This window comes from Vibrio navarrensis (assembly GCF_015767675.1).
In the GTDB taxonomy this organism is placed as follows: domain Bacteria; phylum Pseudomonadota; class Gammaproteobacteria; order Enterobacterales; family Vibrionaceae; genus Vibrio.
On record NZ_CP065218.1, the window covers coordinates 766,681 to 786,578 of the forward strand.

Genomic DNA, 19,898 nt, shown 5'->3' on the forward strand with positions numbered 1-19,898 from the left:
TTATGCGTTCTCAGTTGGTTTGAATTGGATCTGGGTAAAGCGGTACAAATAGTGTGGGCCACCTGCTTTCGGTCCAGTGCCAGACAGCCCTTGGCCGCCAAACGGTTGTACGCCCACCACCGCACCGACTTGGTCACGGTTGATATAGCAGTTACCGACTCGCGCATGTTTCTCTATCCAGCGATAGGTGGTCTCGTTACGGCTGTGTATCCCCATGGTCAAGCCAAAACCCGTTTGATTGATCTGCTCAACCACTTTCGTCAGCTCAGACGCTTTGAAACGCACGATGTGCAGAATAGGCCCAAACTGCTCTTCTTGTAGCACGTGGATACCTTCAATTTCAAACGCACTTGGTTCGATAAAATCACCATGCTGGCAGACGTCATCCAGCGTCAGTTGCGCCACTTTCTTCTGCGTGGCACTCATCTGTGCCAAGTGCGCACGTAGCTTCTCTTTTGCTTTACTATCGATCACAGGGCCAACATCGGTTTTGTGCAAATACGGCAGACCAACGCTCAGCTCGTTCATCGCCCCTTGGATCAGAGAAATAACGCGATCAGCGATGTCTTGTTGCACAAACAGCACGCGCAACGCCGAGCAGCGCTGGCCCGCCGAGGCGAAAGCTGAGCGGATCACATCACGCACCACTTGCTCTGGCAGCGCAGTACTGTCGACGATCATCGCGTTCTGCCCACCCGTCTCTGCGATAAATGGCACGGGTTTGGCTTCACGCTGTGCTAAGGTCACGTTGATGCGCTGAGCGGTTGCGGTCGAACCGGTAAAGGCGACCCCCGCAATCGCAGGATGAGATGTCAGCGCTGAGCCGATATCCGCGCCACGACCAGGGATCAATTGAATCACACCGGCAGGGAACCCCGCTTGCTGCATTAACTCCACCGCGCGCGCTGCGATAAGGCTGGTTTGCTCAGCGGGTTTAGCGACAACGGTATTACCAGCCACCAAGGCGGCGGAAATTTGCCCTAAGAAGATCGCCAGCGGGAAGTTCCACGGACTGATACAGACGAACACACCCAAGCCTTCACGGCTAGCGATGCGCTTCACACCATCAAAACCTTGCAACTCGAAAGGTTGCAAGTTTTGCGCTTGCTTAGCGTAGTAACGACAGAAATCGACCGCTTCACGCACTTCATCGATGCTGTCGTGTAGCGTTTTACCCGCTTCTTGATGGCACAGTGCCACCAGCTCGGCCAGATTGGCTTCCATGAGATCCGCTAACGAGTCCAAGCAACGTGCTTTCTCCGCCAGAGGAGTGGTTTGCCAACCGGCAGACGCTTGTTGCGCACCCTCAATCGCGGCGGAAACATGATCAAGTGACGCAAAGGCGATCTTACCAACCTCGATGCGGCGATCATAAGGCGCGGTCACGCTTTCCGCTTGCCCCTCCTTGATCATGCTTTCAGCCAGAGATTGACCATTGATCACCGGGCCAGCGATCCACTGCTTGGCTAAAAACGACTCAACCTGCGCTTCAAACGGCTTGGCTTCGCTTTCAATATCGACGTTCACGCCATACGAGTTCTTACGCTCTGGGAAAATCGCACTCGGCAGTGGGATCTTGGTATTGTTGAGGGTTGCAAAGGAAGTCAGCGCTTCGACTGGATGCTTAGTCAGCTCAGAAATTGGGCAGCGCGCGTCAACCAAACGGTGTACAAACGAGCTGTTGGCACCGTTTTCCAGCAAGCGACGAACCAAATAAGGCAGCAGATCTTTGTGGCTACCGACTGGCGCATAGATGCGCACGGGCTGACGATATTTGTCCATCACATGGTTGTAGAGCGAATCGCCCATGCCATGTAGACGTTGGAACTCAAAATCTTTATGTTGCGCCATCACGGCAATCGACGAGACGGTTTGCGCGTTGTGGCTGGCAAATTGAGGGAAGATGTTGCCGCGCACGTTCTCACTTAAGAGGAAACGAGCACAAGCAAGGTAAGCGACATCGGTCGCTTCTTTACGGGTATAGACTGGATAGTTCTCGTAACCGCGCTGCTGCGACCATTTCACTTCGCTATCCCAGTAGGCGCCTTTTACCAAACGCAGCGGGATCAAATCGCCCTGCTCTTTGGCCAGTGCGTTGAGCCACACCAAAACAGGCAGCGCACGTTTGGAGTACGCCTGAACAACGAGGCCAAACTTACCCCACCCTTTAACCGTTTCGCTGCGGTAGAGTTTGGCAAACAGCTTGAGCGACAGTTCTAGGCGATCCGCTTCTTCTGCATCAATGGTGATGGCGACATCCAATTCAACCGCACGCTTAAGCAGTTGTTCAAGCGTGGTATACAGCTCGCTCATCACACGCGCTTCATTGGCCACTTCATAACGCGGGTGCAGTGCAGAAAGTTTGATCGACACCGACGGCGCAGGGCTGGTATTATTGCCATAGCTTTCACGGCCCACCGACTCAATCGCCATCAGGTAATCTTTGAAGTATTTATTAGCATCAGCCGTGGTCAGCGCCGCTTCACCCAGCATGTCAAATGAGTAAGTGAAGCCTTTATCACGCATTGGGCGACCGTTTTTCTGCGCTTCTTCGATGGTGCGACCACGGACAAATTGGTGGCCCATGATCTTCATCGCCTGATACATCGCTTTGCGGATCACTGGCTCAGAAAGCTTGTTGACCAAACGATTCACGGCTTGCGTTGGGCTGCTGGTATCTTCATCCGCGAGACCGATCACTTTGCCCGTCAGCATCAATCCCCAAGTGGAGGCGTTGACGAACACGGAATCTGAGTTCTTTAGGTGAGATTTCCAATCGGCCACACTGAGTTTATCTTTGATCAATGCATCGGCGGTGGCCGAGTCCGGAATTCGCATCAGCGCCTCAGCCAGACACATCAACAAGATCCCTTCCTGAGTATCTAAGCTGTACTCCAGCAAAAGGGCATCGATCAATTGGATCGATTTCTTATCAGCGCGAATCGCTTCTATCAGTTGCGTGGTGCTTTTGGCAATCGCCGCTTTTTCTTCCGCTGAAGGGGTCGCCAGTGGCAGGAGTTGCTGTAGCCATTGAGATTCGTCCACCATATACAATGGGGAGATCAATGACCAAAGCGTATCAAGCGGCTGCTGGACAAACTCCGGTTTCAACACATCTGTCGCTGTAAACATGCGTTTTCCTCAATCTCATCCCCGAAAACCGCTCCGGGGCTATACATATGGCAGGCAGTGTATTTTGAGGCTGAGAGGAATACTTGTCAAAAACTCCGAGCTTTTTGCTAAAAACTCGCTTTTTTAACAAAACAAACACATGATCACACGAAATTAAGCAAAATAAACCAATACATAATGCAACTTATTTAACGCTATTTTGCTTTTTGTAGAGAGAAGGAGAAATGCCCTGCAGACGGGTGAAGGAGTGGGTAAAAGTGCTTTGTCCGGAAAACCCGGTGATTTCGGCAATTTGCCCTAAGCTGAGGGTACCTTTTTCGATCAGTTCTTTGGCCATGTCGATGCGTTTACCCAACACATACTGATGCGGGGTGATGCCCATCTGTTCTTTGAACAAATTATGGAACTGGCTTTCACCAAGAAAAACGCTCCCCGCCAGTTGCGCGACGCTGATCCTATGGCTCAAATGGCTTTCGATGTAACGATCAATCGCGTCGAGATCAAAGCGAGACTCTTTTTTCGGCGTCTCAAACGCTGAGATGTGGCGCTGTAGCAGCGCCATGACCGTATCGTTGCAAGCGCGACTCAGCAGAAGATCGCCTGGACTGGCCTGCATTTCACGCACTAGCATCTGGATCAATTTTTGGATCTGTCCATCTAGCTGAAAGTAGAGATGAGATTGCTCCAACTGATTGATTTTTTGCAGCATCAAAGGATCATCGCCGCTGGGCAGCGGCATATTGAGCACCAAAATATCCGACTGACCAATCACCCCACCGAAAGCATGATCAGAGCACGCCGTCACCACACATCCCTGCCCGGGGCCAACTAAGTTACCGCGCCCGCGCACTTCAAATTCCGCCTGCCCTTTGAGGCCAATGACAATTTGCGTGTACTGATGATCATGGCAATCCATATACGAGGGTAACGTCACCAGCTCTGCGGGTCTGGGCTTACTCTGCTCCGGCGTGATCTTAGATTGCACTTTCGGTTGTTCGCTCATAATCAAGTTTAGTGAGAAAAGGACCAATAAATCATACCCCAGCGCTGACCGATTGCCTATCCGCACTCATTTGATTGGCGAGGATCCATGCGTCGTCTGCGATGATCATTGTTCCGGAACGATGATCATGCTGTACCATCCTACGGTCACTGTACAACCAACCGAGCACTACCGCTTTTGGCCATCTCATTGATGAATAGGGGTTTTCCCCCCTTTTGCTTATGTACCATTTCCCCTAAAGTAGCGCTTAGGAACTCAAGGTACTGCTGTACGCTGAGATCCCGGTATCAATCGATACCTCTAAATTCTCGTAGCAGACCCTCGCTATGTGATTTAGAACCTCTTCTACACGTCGACAAGATGATTATCTTGTATTGCCAGCCCGTCTTCAGGCTGGCTTTTTTTTATCTGCGCCTTGTCTCTTTATTGATAATCCTCGCAAAAATGAGACATTACTTATAAGATATTGCGCAACCAAAAGATTGCACACCAATCAAGCGCATATTTATTCTGTCCTAGTGTCGTAAAAGCGAGTTGCAACGTGACGATTTCATTTACCTCTGTCGAACAATCTCTTTTTCATCAGTTACCCGGCTGTTGGGGCTGCAAAGATAAAGACTCCGTATTTCGTTACGCCAATCACCACTATGCGCAGTTAATCGGCCATCGCAAAGCAGAAGATTGCATTGGCCTCACCGATTTCCAGATGCCCAGCCCGACTACCGAGTGCGCTGCCGAGTTTCAACGTCAGGATAAATACGTGATGGAAACGGGCCGCACGCTGAAGATCCTCGATATTCACCCTTATCCAGATGGCCACTGGCACGCACACATCTTCACTAAATCCCCTTGGCGTAACGCTGCGGGAGAAGTGCAAGGCACTATTTTCTATGGGCAAGAGCTGACCGACACGGCGGTACTGGAAGTGGGTTACTGGGTGTGCCGCGCTACGGGGCTTCATCAAGATACGCGCAGCAATTTTCGCTTCGATGAATCGGTCAGCGTGCCGAAAAACTTAACCGCGCGAGAGCAGGAGACGCTGTTTTTGCTGCTTTACGGCCGCAAGCCACAATACATCGCGAAAATTATGGGCATTTCCATCAAGACCGTCGAAGGGCACGTGGCACGATTGCGCACTAAATTTGCGGCCAATAGTAAAAATCAACTGATTGATAAAGCGTTAGAGGCAGGATTTGGATCGATGATCCCGGAGAGTTTGTTGCAAACGCAGCTTTCGGTAGTACTCAACGGCGACCAACTGTGAAGTCGGTCGCCAGAAAAAGGCGTTAAGGTGCAAGACGATCGATCTGCCACTCGCCTTCAGTTTGGCTAAACAGGAAGCGATCGTGCAGACGATGCTCGCCCCCTTGCCAAAATTCCACGCTTTGCGGCTTAACACGGAAACCACCCCAGAAGCTGGGCACCGGAATATCCCCGTTAGCGAACTTCTGTTTTAGCTCAAGAAACTTCCCTTCCAACACGCCACGCGCTGAAATACGGCTACTCTGACGGCTGGCAATCGCCGCCAGTTGGCTCTCTTTGGGGCGCGAGGTGAAATATTTCAGGTTTTCCATCGCCGTCAACTTCTCCGCCGTACCGGTAATGTGCACTTGGCGCTCAAGTGGATGCCAGGGAAAATGCAGACTGATTTTGGTGTTGTGATCTAAATGCTGCGCTTTGCGGCTGCCTAAATTGGTGTAAAAGACAAAGCCATTTTGATCGACACTTTTCAGCAGTACGATGCGTTGAAAAGGCATGCCGTTTTCATCAACCGTGGCCACTGTCATCGCGGTGGGATCGCTTAAATTGGCACGGATCGCTTGTTCCAGCCAAAGATTAAACTGGTCAATCGGATTTTCTTTCAAATCTTTGCGTCGCAAACCACCTTTGGTGTACTCGCGGCGAATATCAGCAAGTTCCATCTTTACTCCTTCACTACTTTTTGCCGATTGTGCGCCCGAACGCAGACAAACTCAAGGTTTGATGGCCGTTTGTAAAACTAAGATCGGTTTCGCGTTGTTACGGTGCATCGGTTTATCTTTGGCTTTCTCGCAGTTAAAGTAAGCCTCCTTTAATCTTCGCTGTGGCTTGGGTTTCCAGTGTCCGTTTCTAATCGTCCATCTTTGCGTCGCTTCGTCTTACTCGCTACCCTACTTGGTGTTGCTGGCCTATTGGTCACCCATTTTTCTGCCTCGCAGTATCTGGAAAAAAAATGGGCAAACATCCTGAAAAATTACTCGGAAAGAGCCACCCAGCAGATCGCCTCTGAGCTGGCGAAATTTGAACAGATCCCCAAACTGCTCAGCCACGACCCTCGCCTAGCGGCCTACCTCACGGAGCAAGGCGATCAAAGCGCACTCAATCGCTTGCTGGCCGATTGGTCACAGCAGACGTTGGCCGATACCATCTATCTGCACGATCGCCACGGTTTGGTGCTGGGATCGAGTAACTACCAGCAAGACGACACCTTTGTCGGCGAAAACTTCTCTTTTCGCCCTTACTTTATCACCGCCATTCAGGGCGAGATCGCCCGCTACGTTGCTTTGGGTATTCGCTCCAACAAACGCGGCTATTTTTACTCTGCGCCGATTTGGCACGCCGATGAGATCCTTGGCGTGATTACCGTGAAAGTGAGTTTGGAAGCGCTTGAAGAGACCATAGAGCCAGAGCGGGCTGACATCATGGTGCTGGATGAGAATCAAGTAGCGTTTCTGAGCAATCATCCTCATTGGCGCTACACGGCTCTAGCGCCGATTGATGAGCAACGTATCGCGCAAATGGTCGAGAATCAGCAATATGGCCTGCAAGCGCCCGAAGCGCACCCCGATATTCAACTGCCGCTGCATCTCGGTCCTGAAGCGGCCGCCTTGATGGCGGCACGCTACCAAGTGTTCATTTCGGCTAGCAACGAAAACGGCTTTCGTGTGGTGACGCTCGCACCGCATCAGCAACGCATTCTCGCTGCGCTACAAGCCGACACCATCTTCTTACTGATTTTCGGTTTAATTACCCTGATCGCGTTTGCTTGGCGTCAAACCCTAACCAATAAACAACAGCTAGCCAAACTCAACACCGAGCTTGAACAGAAAGTGACCCAGCGCACCGAAGTGCTGAGCCAAGCGAATAGCCAATTGCAGCAAACCATCATTCAGTATGAAAAAAGCCAGCAAGAGCTCAAACAAACACAACAAGAACTAACGCAAGCGGCAAAATTGGCGCTGCTTGGCGAGCTCTCGGCCAGCATCAATCATGAGATTAACCAGCCGCTTGCGGCGCTGCGTACTTACACTGAAAACAGCCAAAAGCTGCTGACGATGGACAAAATTGAGCTGGTTAAGGGCAACCTTGAGCAGATGCTTGAGCTTAATCAAACCATCAGTGAGGTGATTGCGCGCCTGAAAGTATTTACCCGTAAATCCACCACCGATGATCGACGCTATTGCGCCAATCTGCACGATTCGGTGCACAATGCCACGCGAATTTTAAGCAATAAACTGATCAAATCAGGCGTCACCCTCAAAGTCGAGCCCATTCCCGCCACACTTGCCGCCAACATTCACCATGTCGAGCTCGAACAGGTGCTGATCAATCTTATCCATAACGCCGCACAAGCGATGGATGGGCAAGCCGACGCACAAATCCTTGTCGAGTGTCAAAATGACAGCGATTATTGTCAGTTGAGTGTTGCGGACAACGGCCCGGGCGTAGAGACACAAAAACTCACTCACTTGTTTGACCCTTTTTATACTACCAAGCCTGAAGGGTTAGGGCTGGGTTTAACCATTTCCCGGCGCATCATCGAGAGCTATCAAGGCTCGCTTGAGGTACAAGCGCGCTCGCCGCAGGGCATGCGTTTTACCATCCGTATCCCACGTCTCTTGCCGACACAAGAATAAAGCATGCAAAACCGAATTTACTTCGTCGATGACGAACCACACATCCGCGATTCAGTCAGCCAAGCCCTGATGATAGAGGGCGTTGAAGTACAAACCTTCCCCAACGCCGTAGAAGCGCTCAAACAAATAGATAGCAGCGAGCCTGCGGTTGTGATCACCGATATTCATATGCCAGTGATGAATGGCTTAGCCTTCCTCGCTCAGTTGCTTGAGCGCAACGCGCATTTTCAGGTGATCGTCTTAACTGGCTACGGCGATGTGAAAACCGCCGTGAAAGCGATGAAAAGCGGGGCGTACGATTTTCTCGAAAAACCCTTTTCCAGCGATAGTCTGCTGAAATCGATCCGCAATGCACAAGATAAACTGGCGCTGCTGCAAGAAAACGTCTGGCTGAAAAAGGAGCTCGACATGCAGACTCATGCCGGTTCCAAACTGATTGGCCATTCACAAGCCATGGTGCAGATTCGCCGCGCTTTGATCAGTGCTAATCCCGAAAAACCGCTGATCTTGCTGGGTGACAGTGGTACGGGGAAGCGGCTGTGCGCGCAGTTTTTCTACGACATTCACAATCGCGCTGAAGGCGAACTGGTGCCCATTTCCGGTTTTTACTTTAGCGATATGCCTGCTGACGAGATCCAGAGCAAGCTTGCTCGCCTGCTGGAACAACACAAACACGGCACTTTGTACATTAATGACGGCGAAGTGCTCAAACCATCCCAATGGCAAGCACTGGTCTCTGTGCCCCTAAACGGCACCCGCTTGGTCTGTTCAACACAAGCACTGCCAACTGCGTTGCAAGGCGAAATTGATAGTGTGTCACTGCCGCCGTTGGATGCACGTAAAGAAGATATTCCCGCGCTGTACAAACACTTTGTGCGCAATGCTTGCAGCCGCTATCAAGTACAACCTCCACGTATCACCGCCGCTGAGCTAGACGCCATCCAACAGCAATCATGGCCAGAAAATATTCGCCAGTTGCGTCAGTTTGCCGAACTGCGGGCACTGAAAGCGCAGCAGTTTGTCACTTGGCAAGATGTCGAACAGCTCAACCACGGCGAAGCGCAAAGTATGTCCCAACGCATGGATTACTTCGAATACACTTTGCTGTTTGACGCTCTGCAACGGCACGGAGGACGGTTAAAAGACGTGCAACACGAATTACAGATATCTCGTAAAACGCTGTATGATAAGCTTAAAAAGCATCAGCTAGATAAATCTCAATTTAAAGAACAGTAAGCAAGTAATATTGGGCGGTACTCGATTTGTCGACCCCGCCTTTAACATTATTTCAGACTGGGCTTACAATTACTTAGACAAATAATCAAACAAGGACAGTGCATGAGCAGCGACAACTACAATAAGCTCAGCAACCAAGAGCTCGATTTTGTCGACGACAAAACCGCCGCTTTGCTTTTAAACACCCCCACCAATGCGCGCCTTATGCTGTGGGTGATTGTGTTGTTTTTTGCCATTGCGATTGGCTGGGCTTCTTGGGCCGAAATCGACAAAGTGACCGTCGGCCAAGGGAAAGTGATCCCCTCGTCGCAAATCCAAATTGTACAGAACCTCGAAGGGGGGCTAGTCAAAGAAATTCTGGTAAAAGAGGGCCAGTTGGTACAAAAAGGCCAGCAACTGTTACTGATTGACGACACCCGTTTTCGCTCTGACTACCGCGAACGTGAGCAGCAAGTGGCCAACTTAACGGCGGCAGTGCTGCAACTCACCGCCTCAATCGACAGTGTCGAAATCGATGAAGAGTTCACCAACGCGGAGTGGGAAAAAAGCGTGGTGATCAACTACAGCCAGCTCAGTTTTCCTGAGCAATTGGAGCAAGAGCAGGCTGATCTAATCCAGAGACAAAAAGCGGAATATCGTCAAGATTTAAATAACTTACGCAACCAAATTTCCGTATTAACCCAGCAAGTCCGGCAGAAGCAGCAAGACTTGGTGGAGATCCAATCGCGCGTGAAGAGCCTGCGACAAGGATACGAGTTTGCTCAAAAAGAGCTGGAAATTACTCAGCCGCTGGCCGACGAAGGTGTGGTGCCGAGAATCGAGCTGCTGAAATTGCAGCGTCAGGTCAACGATACCCGTCGAGAGCTCACATCGACCGAGCTAAAAATGCCGGTACTGCAATCTTCGATTCGCGAGTCCATGCTCAGCCGCATTGATGCGGCGCTGAAGTTTCGTTCGGAACAGCAAGAACAACTCAATAAAGCGCAAGATCAGCTCTCTGCGTTAGTGGAATCCACCGTGGGGCTAAAAGACCGAGTGAAACGAACCGTAGTGGTTTCACCGGTTACGGGCAAGATTAAAACGCTGAACATCAATACTGTCGGCGGCGTTATTCAGCCAGGGATGGATATTGTCGAGATCGTACCCACCGAAGACACGCTCTTAGTCGAGGCAAAAATTGCCCCGCAAGATATCGCCTTCCTCAGACCTAATTTGTCGGCGGTGGTGAAATTCACCGCCTACGATTTTAGTAAGTACGGGGGCCTGACGGGGGTTCTGGAGCACATCAGCGCCGATACCACCCAAGATGAGGAGGGAAACAGCTTCTATATTGTTCGAGTTCGTACCGAAAAGACTAACTTTGGCCAAGATGCCGATTTACCGATTATTCCCGGTATGACCACCTCGGTGGATATCATCACCGGTAAACGAACCGTACTGGAATATCTGCTCAAACCTATTCTTAGCGCGCAAAGCAATGCCCTCAAAGAATAAGAGACACTTTAAAGCCGTGCTCAGCCTGCTAAGGCGTAACACCAACGACATTGGACGATGGGTTGGGCTTGCGTTGCTAGGCTGGGCGGCCTTTGCCTCCCAAGCGCTCAACACCACCGAGCAAAAATGGGTTGAGGCCGTTTCCAGCACGTATGGGCAAAGAGCGGGAAAGCGTGTTACGGCTTGGCGCGAGAATATTGATTTTTTCAAACAGTTAGAAGAACAAGAACAGCTGGCTGGTATCAACGACTTTTTCAACCAGCTCTATTTTGTCGACGACATTGAGCTTTGGGGACAAAAAGATTATTGGGCTACACCTCTGGAATTTTTAGGCAGTAATGCAGGCGATTGTGAAGACTTCACCATCGCCAAATATTTTTCATTGCTGGAATTGGGCGTCTCGGACAACAAACTGCGCTTGGTGTACGTCAAAGCCTTGGAACTCAACCAGTTCCACATGGTGTTGGCTTACTATAAAACACCGAGCTCAGAGCCATTGATCCTCGACAACCTCAATCCAACGATCCTCAAAGCGTCCAAGCGTCAGGATCTGCTGCCGATATACAGTTTTAACGGTAAAAATCTATGGTTGATGAAATCTGCCAACTCCAACGGACAACTGGCTGGCGATTCATCCCGTTTAAGCTTGTGGAACGATCTTCGTTCAAGAGAAAAAACACTCAAGCTAAACAAACCTATCATTAACTATGACGAGTAATGAGCATGACATTATACAAGCAACTTGTGGTTGGTATGATTACAGTGTTTATCCTGCTGATGGCATCAGTATTTGTAATCGAATTCAACACCACTCGGAATAGCCTAGAGCAGCAGCAACGCTCCGAGATGAACAACACCATCAACACCGTTGGTTTGGCACTGGCCCCTTATCTGAAAGACAAAGATAAAGTGGCGGTGGAATCGGTGATCAACGCGTTGTTTGATGGCAGTTCTTACTCGGTGGTGCGGCTTATTTTCCTCGATTCAGGGGAAGAAATCATTCGCACTTACCCAGTCAAGCCGAACTCGGTGCCTGCTTGGTTTAGCAAATTGAATCTGTTCCAGCGCATCCATGATCAGCGCATCGTGACCAGTGGTTGGTTACAACTCGCGGAAGTGGAGATAGTGAGCCATCCGGGCGCTGCATACGAACAGCTTTGGCAAGCTTTTATGCGCCTTGTCAGCGCATTTAGTGGCATCTTTGTCATCGGTCTAGTCGCGATTGCTTACATCCTCAAACGCTCGCTGAAACCGCTCACCGCCATCATTGAGAAGATGAACGATATCGCCAACAACAAGTTTGGCGAGCCACTCTCTCATCCTCACACCAAAGATTTGATTGCCGTCGTCGATGGCATTAACCGCATGTCATCACAGATTGAAGTCTCCTTTAAGATTCAGGCGAAAGAGGCACAACGTCTGCGTGAGCAGGCGTACATCGACCCTGTATCGAAGCTGGGCAACCGCTCTTTCTATATCAGTCAGCTCGATCAATGGCTCGCGGAAAATGCCCCCGGCGGCGTCGCGGTACTCAACGCAGAGTACATCGGCGAAGTGTATGACAACAAAGATTATCAATCGGCCGATCGCATGGTGGCAGAGCTGGCAAAACAGCTCGAGAGCACCATCGCCGTTCCGGGCGCAACCATGGCACGCATCTCCAGCGATGAGTTTGGTTTTATCTTCCCTCACATGGATGAGAGTGAGCTCAAAATTGTCGCTGACAGCATCATCAATTGCGTGCAAATGCTCAATACTGACCCAACGGGTACTGCTGATGCCAAAGTGGCGTTGGGGGTTGCACATAACAAAGACAGCAAAACGCGCACTGAAATGCTCTCTATGGTCGACAACGCACTGTCTAAAGCTAAAGCGTCACCAGAGCTTACCTACGGCTTTGTCGGCACCGACACACAAGGCAGTACCATGGGCAAACAACAGTGGAAAGCTTTGGTGGAAGAAGCGATTCACAACGATTGGATTCAGTTCCGTTTTCAATCAGCCAACAGCCGCACTGGCAATACGTTCCATCGTGAAGTCTTTTCCAGCATTGAAAAAGAGGGCGTGGTTTACCGTGCGAACCAATATCTCTACGCATTGGAGCAGCTCGAAGCGACCCACCTGTTTGACGAATACGTGATTGAATCAATGATCAAGCTGCTTGAGCGTAAAACCTTCACCGAGCCGATGGCGATCAACATCGCCCACAGCAGTCTGTCACAGCCCAGCTTCATCCGTTGGATAACCAATACACTGGAGAAACATAAATCGGTGGCGTCTTTGCTTCATTTTGAGATTCCAGAAGAGTGCTTTGTTAACCAGCCGCACCACACCGCTTTGCTGTGCCACGCCATTCGTAACGCTGGTGCCGAGTTTGGCGTGGACAACTACGGTCGCAACTTCCAATCGCTCGATTACATAAATGAATATCGTCCTAGCTACGTCAAACTCGACTATCTGTTTACCCACAATCTGGACGATGAAAAGCAGAAATTCACCCTGACATCCATCTCTCGGGCAGCGCACAATTTGGGTATCACCACCATCGCCTCAAGGGTAGAAACCCAAACGCAGTTGGACTTCTTGTCAGAACATTTTGTTGAAGTATTCCAGGGCTTCATCGTAGATAAAGAGTAGTAAGGTTATCTCATGAAAGATCCATTGTTGAATTCGCTGATATACGTCAGCCGCTACTACGGACTGGCCAACTCGCCAGAGGCGCTAGTCAACGGTTTGCCACTCTCCGATGGCAAGCTGACGCCTTTTCTGCTGCCACGATCTGCAGAGCGCGCGGGCTTGGTCGCGAAAGAGAACCGCGCTGAACTGGAAGCTATCTCCAGCTTAGTCTTGCCCGCCATTTTGCTGCTCAAAGGCGGCGACTCGTGCGTGCTTAACAGTGTCAGCCAAGAAAAAGGCGAAGCGGAAATCACCAACTTAGAAAGTGGCATGGTGCCAGTCGTCATTCCTTTGGACGAGCTCAAAGCTCAGTACACAGGGCGCTATTTCTTAGTCAAAAAGCAGTTCCGCTATGACGAGCGCTCACCAGAGATCCTCAAAACGCGCGAAGGTCACTGGTTTTGGTCAACCTTGTGGCAATCAAAACACATCTATCGTGACGTGTTGATCGCTTCTATCCTGATTAACCTATTTGCCATCGCAGCACCGATGTTTACTCGTATTGTCTACGACAAGGTGGTACCAAATCTCGCCTTTGAAACCTTGTGGGTATTGGCAAGTGGGATTTTCGTTGTCTTCCTGTTCGATTTTGTCCTAAAAATGCTGCGCAACTACTTTATTGATGTGGCAGGGAAAAAATCGGACATTCTGATCTCTTCAAAGTTGTTTAGCAAAGTGATGGGCATTCGTATGGAATCGAAGCCACCCTCGGTCGGTGCTTTTGCTCGCCATTTGCAAGAGTTTGAATCGATTCGCGAGTTTTTCACATCGGCAACGATAAGCTCGCTGATCGACCTACCTTTCGCGTTGCTGTTTCTCTTACTGATTTGGCTGATGGCGGGTGACTTGGTTTGGGTGCCTATCATCGGCGTGCTGATCGTGATGATTCACTCATTTCTAATTCAAGGCCCCCTACGCCGATCGATTGAAGAAGGATCTCGTTTGGCGTCGCAGAAATACGCTAATCTGATCGAAAGTTTAGCCGGGCTGGAAACGGTCAAACTGTTCAGCGCACAAGGGCAGTTTCAGTACCGCTGGGAAGAAGCGGTTGCGCATATGGCCAACTGGAACATCAAAACTCGCCGCATCACAGACAGCATCCAAAGTGCCGCTGGCTTTGTGCAACAAAGTGCCAACGTGGGTATGATCATTCTTGGCGTCTATCTCATCTCTGAGGGTGACCTTACTATGGGGGGCTTGATCGCTGCGACGATGCTGAGCGGCAAAGCGATCGGCCCGCTGGTGCAACTGTCACTGTTATCGACTCGCTACAATCAAGCAAAATCGTCAATGACTATCATTAATAAGGTGATGGAAATGCCAGACGAGCAAGAAGAAGGCAAACGCTATATTCACCGCCCGATTGTGCAAGGCAAAATTGAGCTGGATCGAGTAACGTTCCACTACCCTGATGCCCCCATCGCTTCGATTCGTGATTTGAGCCTGACCATTAATCCAGGGGAGAAAGTCGCCATCATTGGCCGTATTGGTTCGGGTAAAACCACCCTTGAGCGGCTGATTATGGGCTTATACAAACCCACAGCTGGGCACGTGCGTATCGATGATACCGATATTGAGCAGTTGCATCATGTTGATATCCGTCGCAACATTGGCTGCGTTCCGCAAGACAGCACGCTGTTCTTTGGCTCCATTCGCGAGAACATAACCTTGGGGCGTACGTTGGTCGATGATAGGGATGTGTTAGACGCCGCTAACCGCGCAGGGGTAACCAACTTTACCCAAGCAGACCCAGCAGGTTTAGAGCGCCAAGTCGGCGAAGGCGGTGCGATGCTCTCAGGTGGGCAGCGACAATCGGTGACGATTGCACGCGCATTTTTGGGTCGGCCGCCAATCCTACTCATGGACGAGCCAACCAGTGCGATGGATAACCGCTCAGAGATGCAAATCAAGCATCAGCTCTCTCAACTAAAAGCGAGTGAAACGCTGATTCTCATCACGCACAAAACCTCGATGTTGGATGTGGTGGAACGCGTCATCGTGATGGAAAAAGGCAGCATTATTGCCGATGGGCCCAAAGCACAGGTGCTCAGTGATCTCAAACAAGGCAAGGTTCGCGCCGTCAGTTAACACCAACCCCAGCACAGGCTGGGGTTGTTTTTATCCTCAGTTTACAGTGTAAATACACCCATCGTATCCAGCCTTAACGCCGTTGTAACTTCGTCGAGTGGTTGCCAACGTCATTGACTTGATAACCGTTTAATCTCAGCACGCAAGTCAAAACATCAACAAACAAGTCGGTACGCAAATTGCCGATATGCGCGTAATCGTAAACCGTCGGGCCACAAGCATAGAGCCCGACCGCATTTTCCCGGATGGTACAAAAAGGCTGAAGGGTCCTTGTGAGCGTGTTAAATAACTGCACGGGTGAGGGCTAGTTTGCGGCCACGTCTTCTTCTTCCAGGGTTGAGGAAACTTTGATCTCATACTGATTAAAACGGAAGATACTGCCACCATGAGTTCGCTTGGTGACCACCTGTTCATCACCAAATTGCACCGTCACTCGGGTGAACACTTTTTCCGTCGCTTCCACCGTATTGATTTCCAACAACGCATTGAATTCAGAGTCGACTGTTTCAAGCTCACCTTTAAGCGACTCGAGTTGTTCACTGTTTTGCGCTTTCAGCTCTGTAATTTCAGCCTCGACGCCTTCTTCCCTCTCCGCTTTGGGTGTCTTCTTAAATTCGAGTTCGCGACGAATCACATCCATCGTCTCTTCTTGGGCAATCTTATACTGCTCTTTGAGCGAAGCGATTTTATCTTTATATGCTGCAAAACGAGCAAAGGCTTCAATCTTGGTCGCCGTATCCCCTTCAACACCAAGAAAGACACATTTTACTTTTCCGCCAACGCGGGCAACCCCACCACTCAAGGTACCGTTTTTGCCGTTGGCATCCATCACGGTAAGATCATGACCGCACATAATGTCGTTGTTGAGTGAATGCACCGCAAGGTCAATGTTGTGCCCTGCCTGCAACTCACAATATTGTGCATAGTTGGCGCTAATATTGCCTTTGGTTTTAACCGAGCAGCTTTTGGCTTCACCCTCACTCACGGTATGACCGATGATGCCTTTGCCAACCACAATATCGCCTTGTGCCTGCACATCGGCCGATTCGATAAAGCCGCCAACGGTGATCGAGCCTGTCGCGCGAACTTTCATCCCGGCTTCTATATCACCCGAGATCACCACATTGCCCTTAAATTTGATATGCCCCGTCCCGACACCGACGTTATTGAGGCACAACGCGCTGTCGACTTCGATGGCTTTTTCTTTAATCAGAGGCATGCCCGCTTGACTGGCGACGAGTATGTTGGGATTGTAAGATGCGATTTCCGTTCCTTTGCCAGGTTTTAATGCTGCGTCTTTCCCGGCTAAAGGCGGAATGGCTTTGCCTTGAACCGTGAATCCCGGGGTACCTTTAGTGGCAGGCTCGCGACGCATCACTTCGTCTCCGCGTTCGACGGTAATGGTTTCACCAAGATTGCGCATGTCGATTTTAGCGTTCGCTGACTTCCCTTTCTCCGGCTTAAGCACTCGCTTGGTGATGTCTTCCACCAGAGGAACAAATTGGGCATCTTTGCCTTTGACCGGTTGTTTGCCTTGTGCCACAGCTTGTACAAAACGCTCACCAGGTTTGAGCTGGTTGCTCATGACCAGCACTTTTTTCAAGGCCAGCTTGTTAATGCCTTTGGTAATATGCGCGCTGGCTAGGGCGTGGACTATCTCGCTACCGCGCAAACCTCGGCCTCCATAGGCACCCGTTATTTTCATACTGGCCAACATATCATTGTTTGACAGTTCGACTTCTAACTGCGCATTCAACCGTTTTGCCACCTCAATACCTTGATACGCTTCGGCCTTTTTCTCCCGCACACTGTTAATAAACCGCACCACTTCTGCTTCATCAAGAAACAGATTTCCAGCGTCCATCTCTGCCAGTACGGCGTCAATTTCTTTTCTGATCAGCTCACCACCCAAATCCACTTCAGGGAGTTTGGCGATGATACTGGTCTTTTTTTCATTCCATGAAAGGCAAAGTTTCCACATAAACAGCCACGTGCAGTTAAAGCCAAAAGACAATCTTGGAACTAGTCTAACGAAAATGAGGATCGCTGAGAATCATTGAAAGGGAATAATCTGGCTCACATCACTAAAGGGTATGTCGAACGAGATTGCATCCAGTTTGTGACAGTGGGTCTATTTCTTGCCCAATCGGTTTACACTGTAAATCCACATCGCTAGCCACAAACAAAAAGAAGCCGATTAGGTAAAGCGCAACATCGAGGGTATTTTTATTTTCCGCTGAAGCTCACAATCTCTATGTATTTGGAATAAACCGCTAAAGCCACGAGCGATTTACAGTGTAAAGAGCAATGGGTTTACTCTGCAAGATGCTCCAATTTACATTGTAAATTCGATAGAGAAACGAGTTGGCGCACATCGTCTCTTAGCGCTTGTTCTGCTTGTTTGCGACCAGGAAAAGCAAAACGCGCAGCGCAGCGCTGCCACGACTGGTTGAGCAACACTTTGCTGATTAGCAGATCCGACAAGCTCTCCACGTCAAGCGACAATAGCCAAGCTTTAAGCCAAGGTTGGACGCTGTCAAAACTGTTACCACCTTCAGCATAATTGACAATCAGCGCGATACAAGTCGGATTGGGGCTTGAGTAGCTCACCGTGTTGAGCAGCGATCGCACCAGCATCGCATCCAACTCGGAAAAGCTCAACGACAGATAATCCGGCAGTGTCTCCTTGAACATCAGATGCGCTTGGGCTTGCCATATTTCAGCCAACGAACTTAACGCTTTCACCATCACCAGAGAATGGCATCCACTGGCTGCATCTTGAGAAAAACCCAATCGCAGTGGCACATAACCCGCTCGCTGCCAGAAGCGAACCAATCCCGCGCTGGCGCCAAAGCTGGTAGCAAGATAATCCGTTTTATCTTTAAGCAGAGTTTGTAACTGAGCCAATAGATTCTGCCCGATGCCACGCCCTTGCCAATCTGGGTGAACAGCAATCCGCATTACTCGTGTCGCGGTTTGCTGCGCAGCTTGCGTGATGCCGAGATGATTGGCAATGGTGGTCGCAACCAAATGCCCGGCTGGGCGCCTATGTCCAAGCTGAATCGCTTTAATCAGATCGGCGTCCAACCCGCCTTCCTCAACGGTCAAAATGCAGCACACGACAGCATCTTGCACTTGTGCCAAGTAAAGCTGACACGCCTCATCGGCGAGCAACTGAAGTAAGTCATTGGGTGTGGTTTGATAATGCGCGTTGACCAAAAGAGAGATACAGGATTGGAGTACCGCTGGCTGTGCAAGTAATTCAGCTTTACTCACTAAGCGTAAGCTCAACGCATCACTAATCACGTCATCAATCGACACATCATCGCTTTGTAACAAAAAGGCACGATTGAGCCACTCTTCCAGTGGGTCATTTCTCTTCCAGCGGATCGGCTGCTCTAAGTGATACGCTTTCATTCCGGGGCGCTCAGCTTGCAGCCAAGGGATAAACTTATTAGAAAAACCTCTGCCGCACCCTTCGTAACCATGAACGGTAGAAGAGAAGACCAAACGATGATAGTCAACGACCATCGCTTTTAGCATCGGCAAAGGAATGGCTGCAGCTTCATCAACCAGCAAGAGATCACACGATGGGCGTTGTGATAACAGCTCATCGGGCGCAATAAATTGCAGTGACGATTCACTGGTACGAAACATGAATTTCCCATCGCTTTGGGCACTGGATAACTGTGTTTGTGCGTGGAAAAATAATGTTTCAACTGCTGAAAATGACGGCGCGGTCAGCAAAATTTTCAACGGCCGCTGCTGCATTAACTGGCCACAAGCCAGACCAAGCGCACTGCTTTTTCCTCGTCCTCGGTCTGCCGTCAGCACAAGAGGCCGCTTGCGATGCCCAGTCAGCACTTTTTTGACCGATTCGATGGCATGACGCTGATCCGCGAAGCCATCTTCAACCTCTGGCGCTACAACCAACTGGGGAACCTGTGTGACCTGCCCTTTGTTAATTTGCACTAACTCGGCGAAGTGACGCTCTAACCAAGCTTGAGCATAAGAGGTTGTTGGTCCATCACTGGGTAATATCAGCAAAATCCCGCCGCCAACTAATGCACCACAAGCCGCGGTGAAACTATTGGCATCAAACGGCTGGCGCGCATCGACAACAAGAACTTGGCACTCCTGCCCTAAAAGGCGCTGCCCTTGTTTATATCCGACCGCTTTTCTGATCTGCGGATGAAAGTCATCACGTAGCCCAACAGAAAAAATGACCGCCGAAGTTTGCAGAGTTAGCCAGTGATGCAGTTGTTCATCTTGCCAACTAGCGTCACCACGCAAAACCACGCCATAACGCCAGCCTGTCGTTGATGCTTGCTGATAAATCGCATGCAACGCTTGTAAAGGAGTGTCCATAAATC

General features: G+C 50.1%; 12 protein-coding genes and 1 pseudogene. 7 read left to right on the forward strand and 6 right to left on the reverse strand.

The window, feature by feature from the left end; all coding sequences use genetic code 11:
• Together putA and I3X05_RS20080 are read right to left on the reverse strand one after the other, a co-directional pair.
• Positions 1-3,132, reverse strand: coding sequence for a bifunctional proline dehydrogenase/L-glutamate gamma-semialdehyde dehydrogenase PutA (gene putA / locus I3X05_RS20075; protein WP_045571425.1), 3,132 nt, complete (start codon positions 3,130-3,132; stop codon positions 1-3).
• Positions 3,133-3,316: 184 nt separating this feature from the next.
• The gene (locus I3X05_RS20080) at positions 3,317-4,135 is read right to left on the reverse strand and encodes a helix-turn-helix domain-containing protein (protein ID WP_337971211.1); all 819 of its coding nucleotides are present in this window, start codon (positions 4,133-4,135) and stop codon (positions 3,317-3,319) included.
• 541 nt (positions 4,136-4,676) lie between these two features.
• Here I3X05_RS20080 and I3X05_RS20085 point away from each other — a divergent pair.
• Entirely contained in the window at positions 4,677-5,399 is a 723-nt protein-coding gene (locus I3X05_RS20085; protein WP_045571423.1) for a helix-turn-helix transcriptional regulator, read from the forward strand.
• Between the two features lie 22 nt (positions 5,400-5,421).
• On the opposite strand, the gene pdxH is transcribed toward I3X05_RS20085, so the two are convergent.
• Positions 5,422-6,057 carry a pyridoxamine 5'-phosphate oxidase gene (gene pdxH / locus I3X05_RS20090; protein WP_045571422.1) on the reverse strand — a complete coding sequence of 212 codons (636 nt, stop codon included), beginning with the start codon at positions 6,055-6,057 and terminating at the stop codon, positions 5,422-5,424.
• A 177-nt stretch (positions 6,058-6,234) separates the two neighbouring features.
• Between pdxH and I3X05_RS20095 the strand changes: the two genes are divergently transcribed.
• The 6 genes from I3X05_RS20095 (at position 6,235) to I3X05_RS20120 (ending at position 15,525) form a co-directional block, all read left to right on the forward strand.
• Positions 6,235-8,031, forward strand: coding sequence for an ATP-binding protein (locus I3X05_RS20095; protein WP_193184818.1), 1,797 nt, complete (start codon positions 6,235-6,237; stop codon positions 8,029-8,031).
• A gap of 3 nt (positions 8,032-8,034) precedes the next feature.
• A complete protein-coding gene (locus I3X05_RS20100; RefSeq protein ID WP_193184815.1) occupies positions 8,035-9,267 on the forward strand; it encodes a sigma-54-dependent transcriptional regulator in 1,233 nt (410 codons plus the stop codon).
• 102 nt (positions 9,268-9,369) lie between these two features.
• The gene (locus tag I3X05_RS20105) at positions 9,370-10,761 is read left to right on the forward strand and encodes an HlyD family type I secretion periplasmic adaptor subunit (RefSeq protein ID WP_045571419.1); all 1,392 of its coding nucleotides are present in this window, start codon (positions 9,370-9,372) and stop codon (positions 10,759-10,761) included.
• A complete protein-coding gene (locus tag I3X05_RS20110) occupies positions 10,745-11,479 on the forward strand; it encodes a transglutaminase-like cysteine peptidase (protein WP_193166720.1) in 735 nt (244 codons plus the stop codon). Before I3X05_RS20105 ends, I3X05_RS20110 begins: the two co-directional genes overlap by 17 nt.
• A gap of 5 nt (positions 11,480-11,484) precedes the next feature.
• Positions 11,485-13,398 (forward strand): bifunctional diguanylate cyclase/phosphodiesterase, encoded by a 1,914-nt coding sequence (locus tag I3X05_RS20115; RefSeq protein ID WP_337971212.1) that lies wholly within the window; start codon positions 11,485-11,487, stop codon positions 13,396-13,398.
• 12 nt (positions 13,399-13,410) lie between these two features.
• Positions 13,411-15,525 (forward strand): type I secretion system permease/ATPase, encoded by a 2,115-nt coding sequence (locus I3X05_RS20120; protein ID WP_045571416.1) that lies wholly within the window; start codon positions 13,411-13,413, stop codon positions 15,523-15,525.
• Between the two features lie 100 nt (positions 15,526-15,625).
• Here I3X05_RS20120 and I3X05_RS20125 read toward each other — a convergent pair.
• From I3X05_RS20125 to I3X05_RS20135, 3 genes and pseudogenes are all read right to left on the reverse strand, one after another.
• Positions 15,626-15,820, reverse strand: a pseudogene (locus I3X05_RS20125) (cysteine--tRNA ligase); the annotation flags it as partial.
• A gap of 9 nt (positions 15,821-15,829) precedes the next feature.
• A complete protein-coding gene (locus I3X05_RS20130; RefSeq protein WP_045571415.1) occupies positions 15,830-17,506 on the reverse strand; it encodes a DUF342 domain-containing protein in 1,677 nt (558 codons plus the stop codon).
• A gap of 332 nt (positions 17,507-17,838) precedes the next feature.
• Positions 17,839-19,893 carry a tRNA(Met) cytidine acetyltransferase TmcA gene (locus I3X05_RS20135; RefSeq protein WP_337971213.1) on the reverse strand — a complete coding sequence of 685 codons (2,055 nt, stop codon included), beginning with the start codon at positions 19,891-19,893 and terminating at the stop codon, positions 17,839-17,841.
• Between the last annotated feature and the right edge of the window lie 5 nt (positions 19,894-19,898).

Coding starts and splice junctions, on each gene's coding strand:
- I3X05_RS20130 (WP_045571415.1), bottom strand. CDS start 17,506: ATGTGGAAACTTTGCCTTTCATGGAATGAAAAAAAGACCAGTATCATC.
- I3X05_RS20135 (WP_337971213.1), bottom strand. CDS start 19,893: ATGGACACTCCTTTACAAGCGTTGCATGCGATTTATCAGCAAGCATCA.
- I3X05_RS20080 (WP_337971211.1), bottom strand. CDS start 4,135: ATGAGCGAACAACCGAAAGTGCAATCTAAGATCACGCCGGAGCAGAGT.
- I3X05_RS20115 (WP_337971212.1), top strand. CDS start 11,485: ATGACATTATACAAGCAACTTGTGGTTGGTATGATTACAGTGTTTATC.
- I3X05_RS20100 (WP_193184815.1), top strand. CDS start 8,035: ATGCAAAACCGAATTTACTTCGTCGATGACGAACCACACATCCGCGAT.
- I3X05_RS20110 (WP_193166720.1), top strand. CDS start 10,745: ATGCCCTCAAAGAATAAGAGACACTTTAAAGCCGTGCTCAGCCTGCTA.
- pdxH (WP_045571422.1), bottom strand. CDS start 6,057: ATGGAACTTGCTGATATTCGCCGCGAGTACACCAAAGGTGGTTTGCGA.
- I3X05_RS20105 (WP_045571419.1), top strand. CDS start 9,370: ATGAGCAGCGACAACTACAATAAGCTCAGCAACCAAGAGCTCGATTTT.
- I3X05_RS20120 (WP_045571416.1), top strand. CDS start 13,411: ATGAAAGATCCATTGTTGAATTCGCTGATATACGTCAGCCGCTACTAC.
- putA (WP_045571425.1), bottom strand. CDS start 3,132: ATGTTTACAGCGACAGATGTGTTGAAACCGGAGTTTGTCCAGCAGCCG.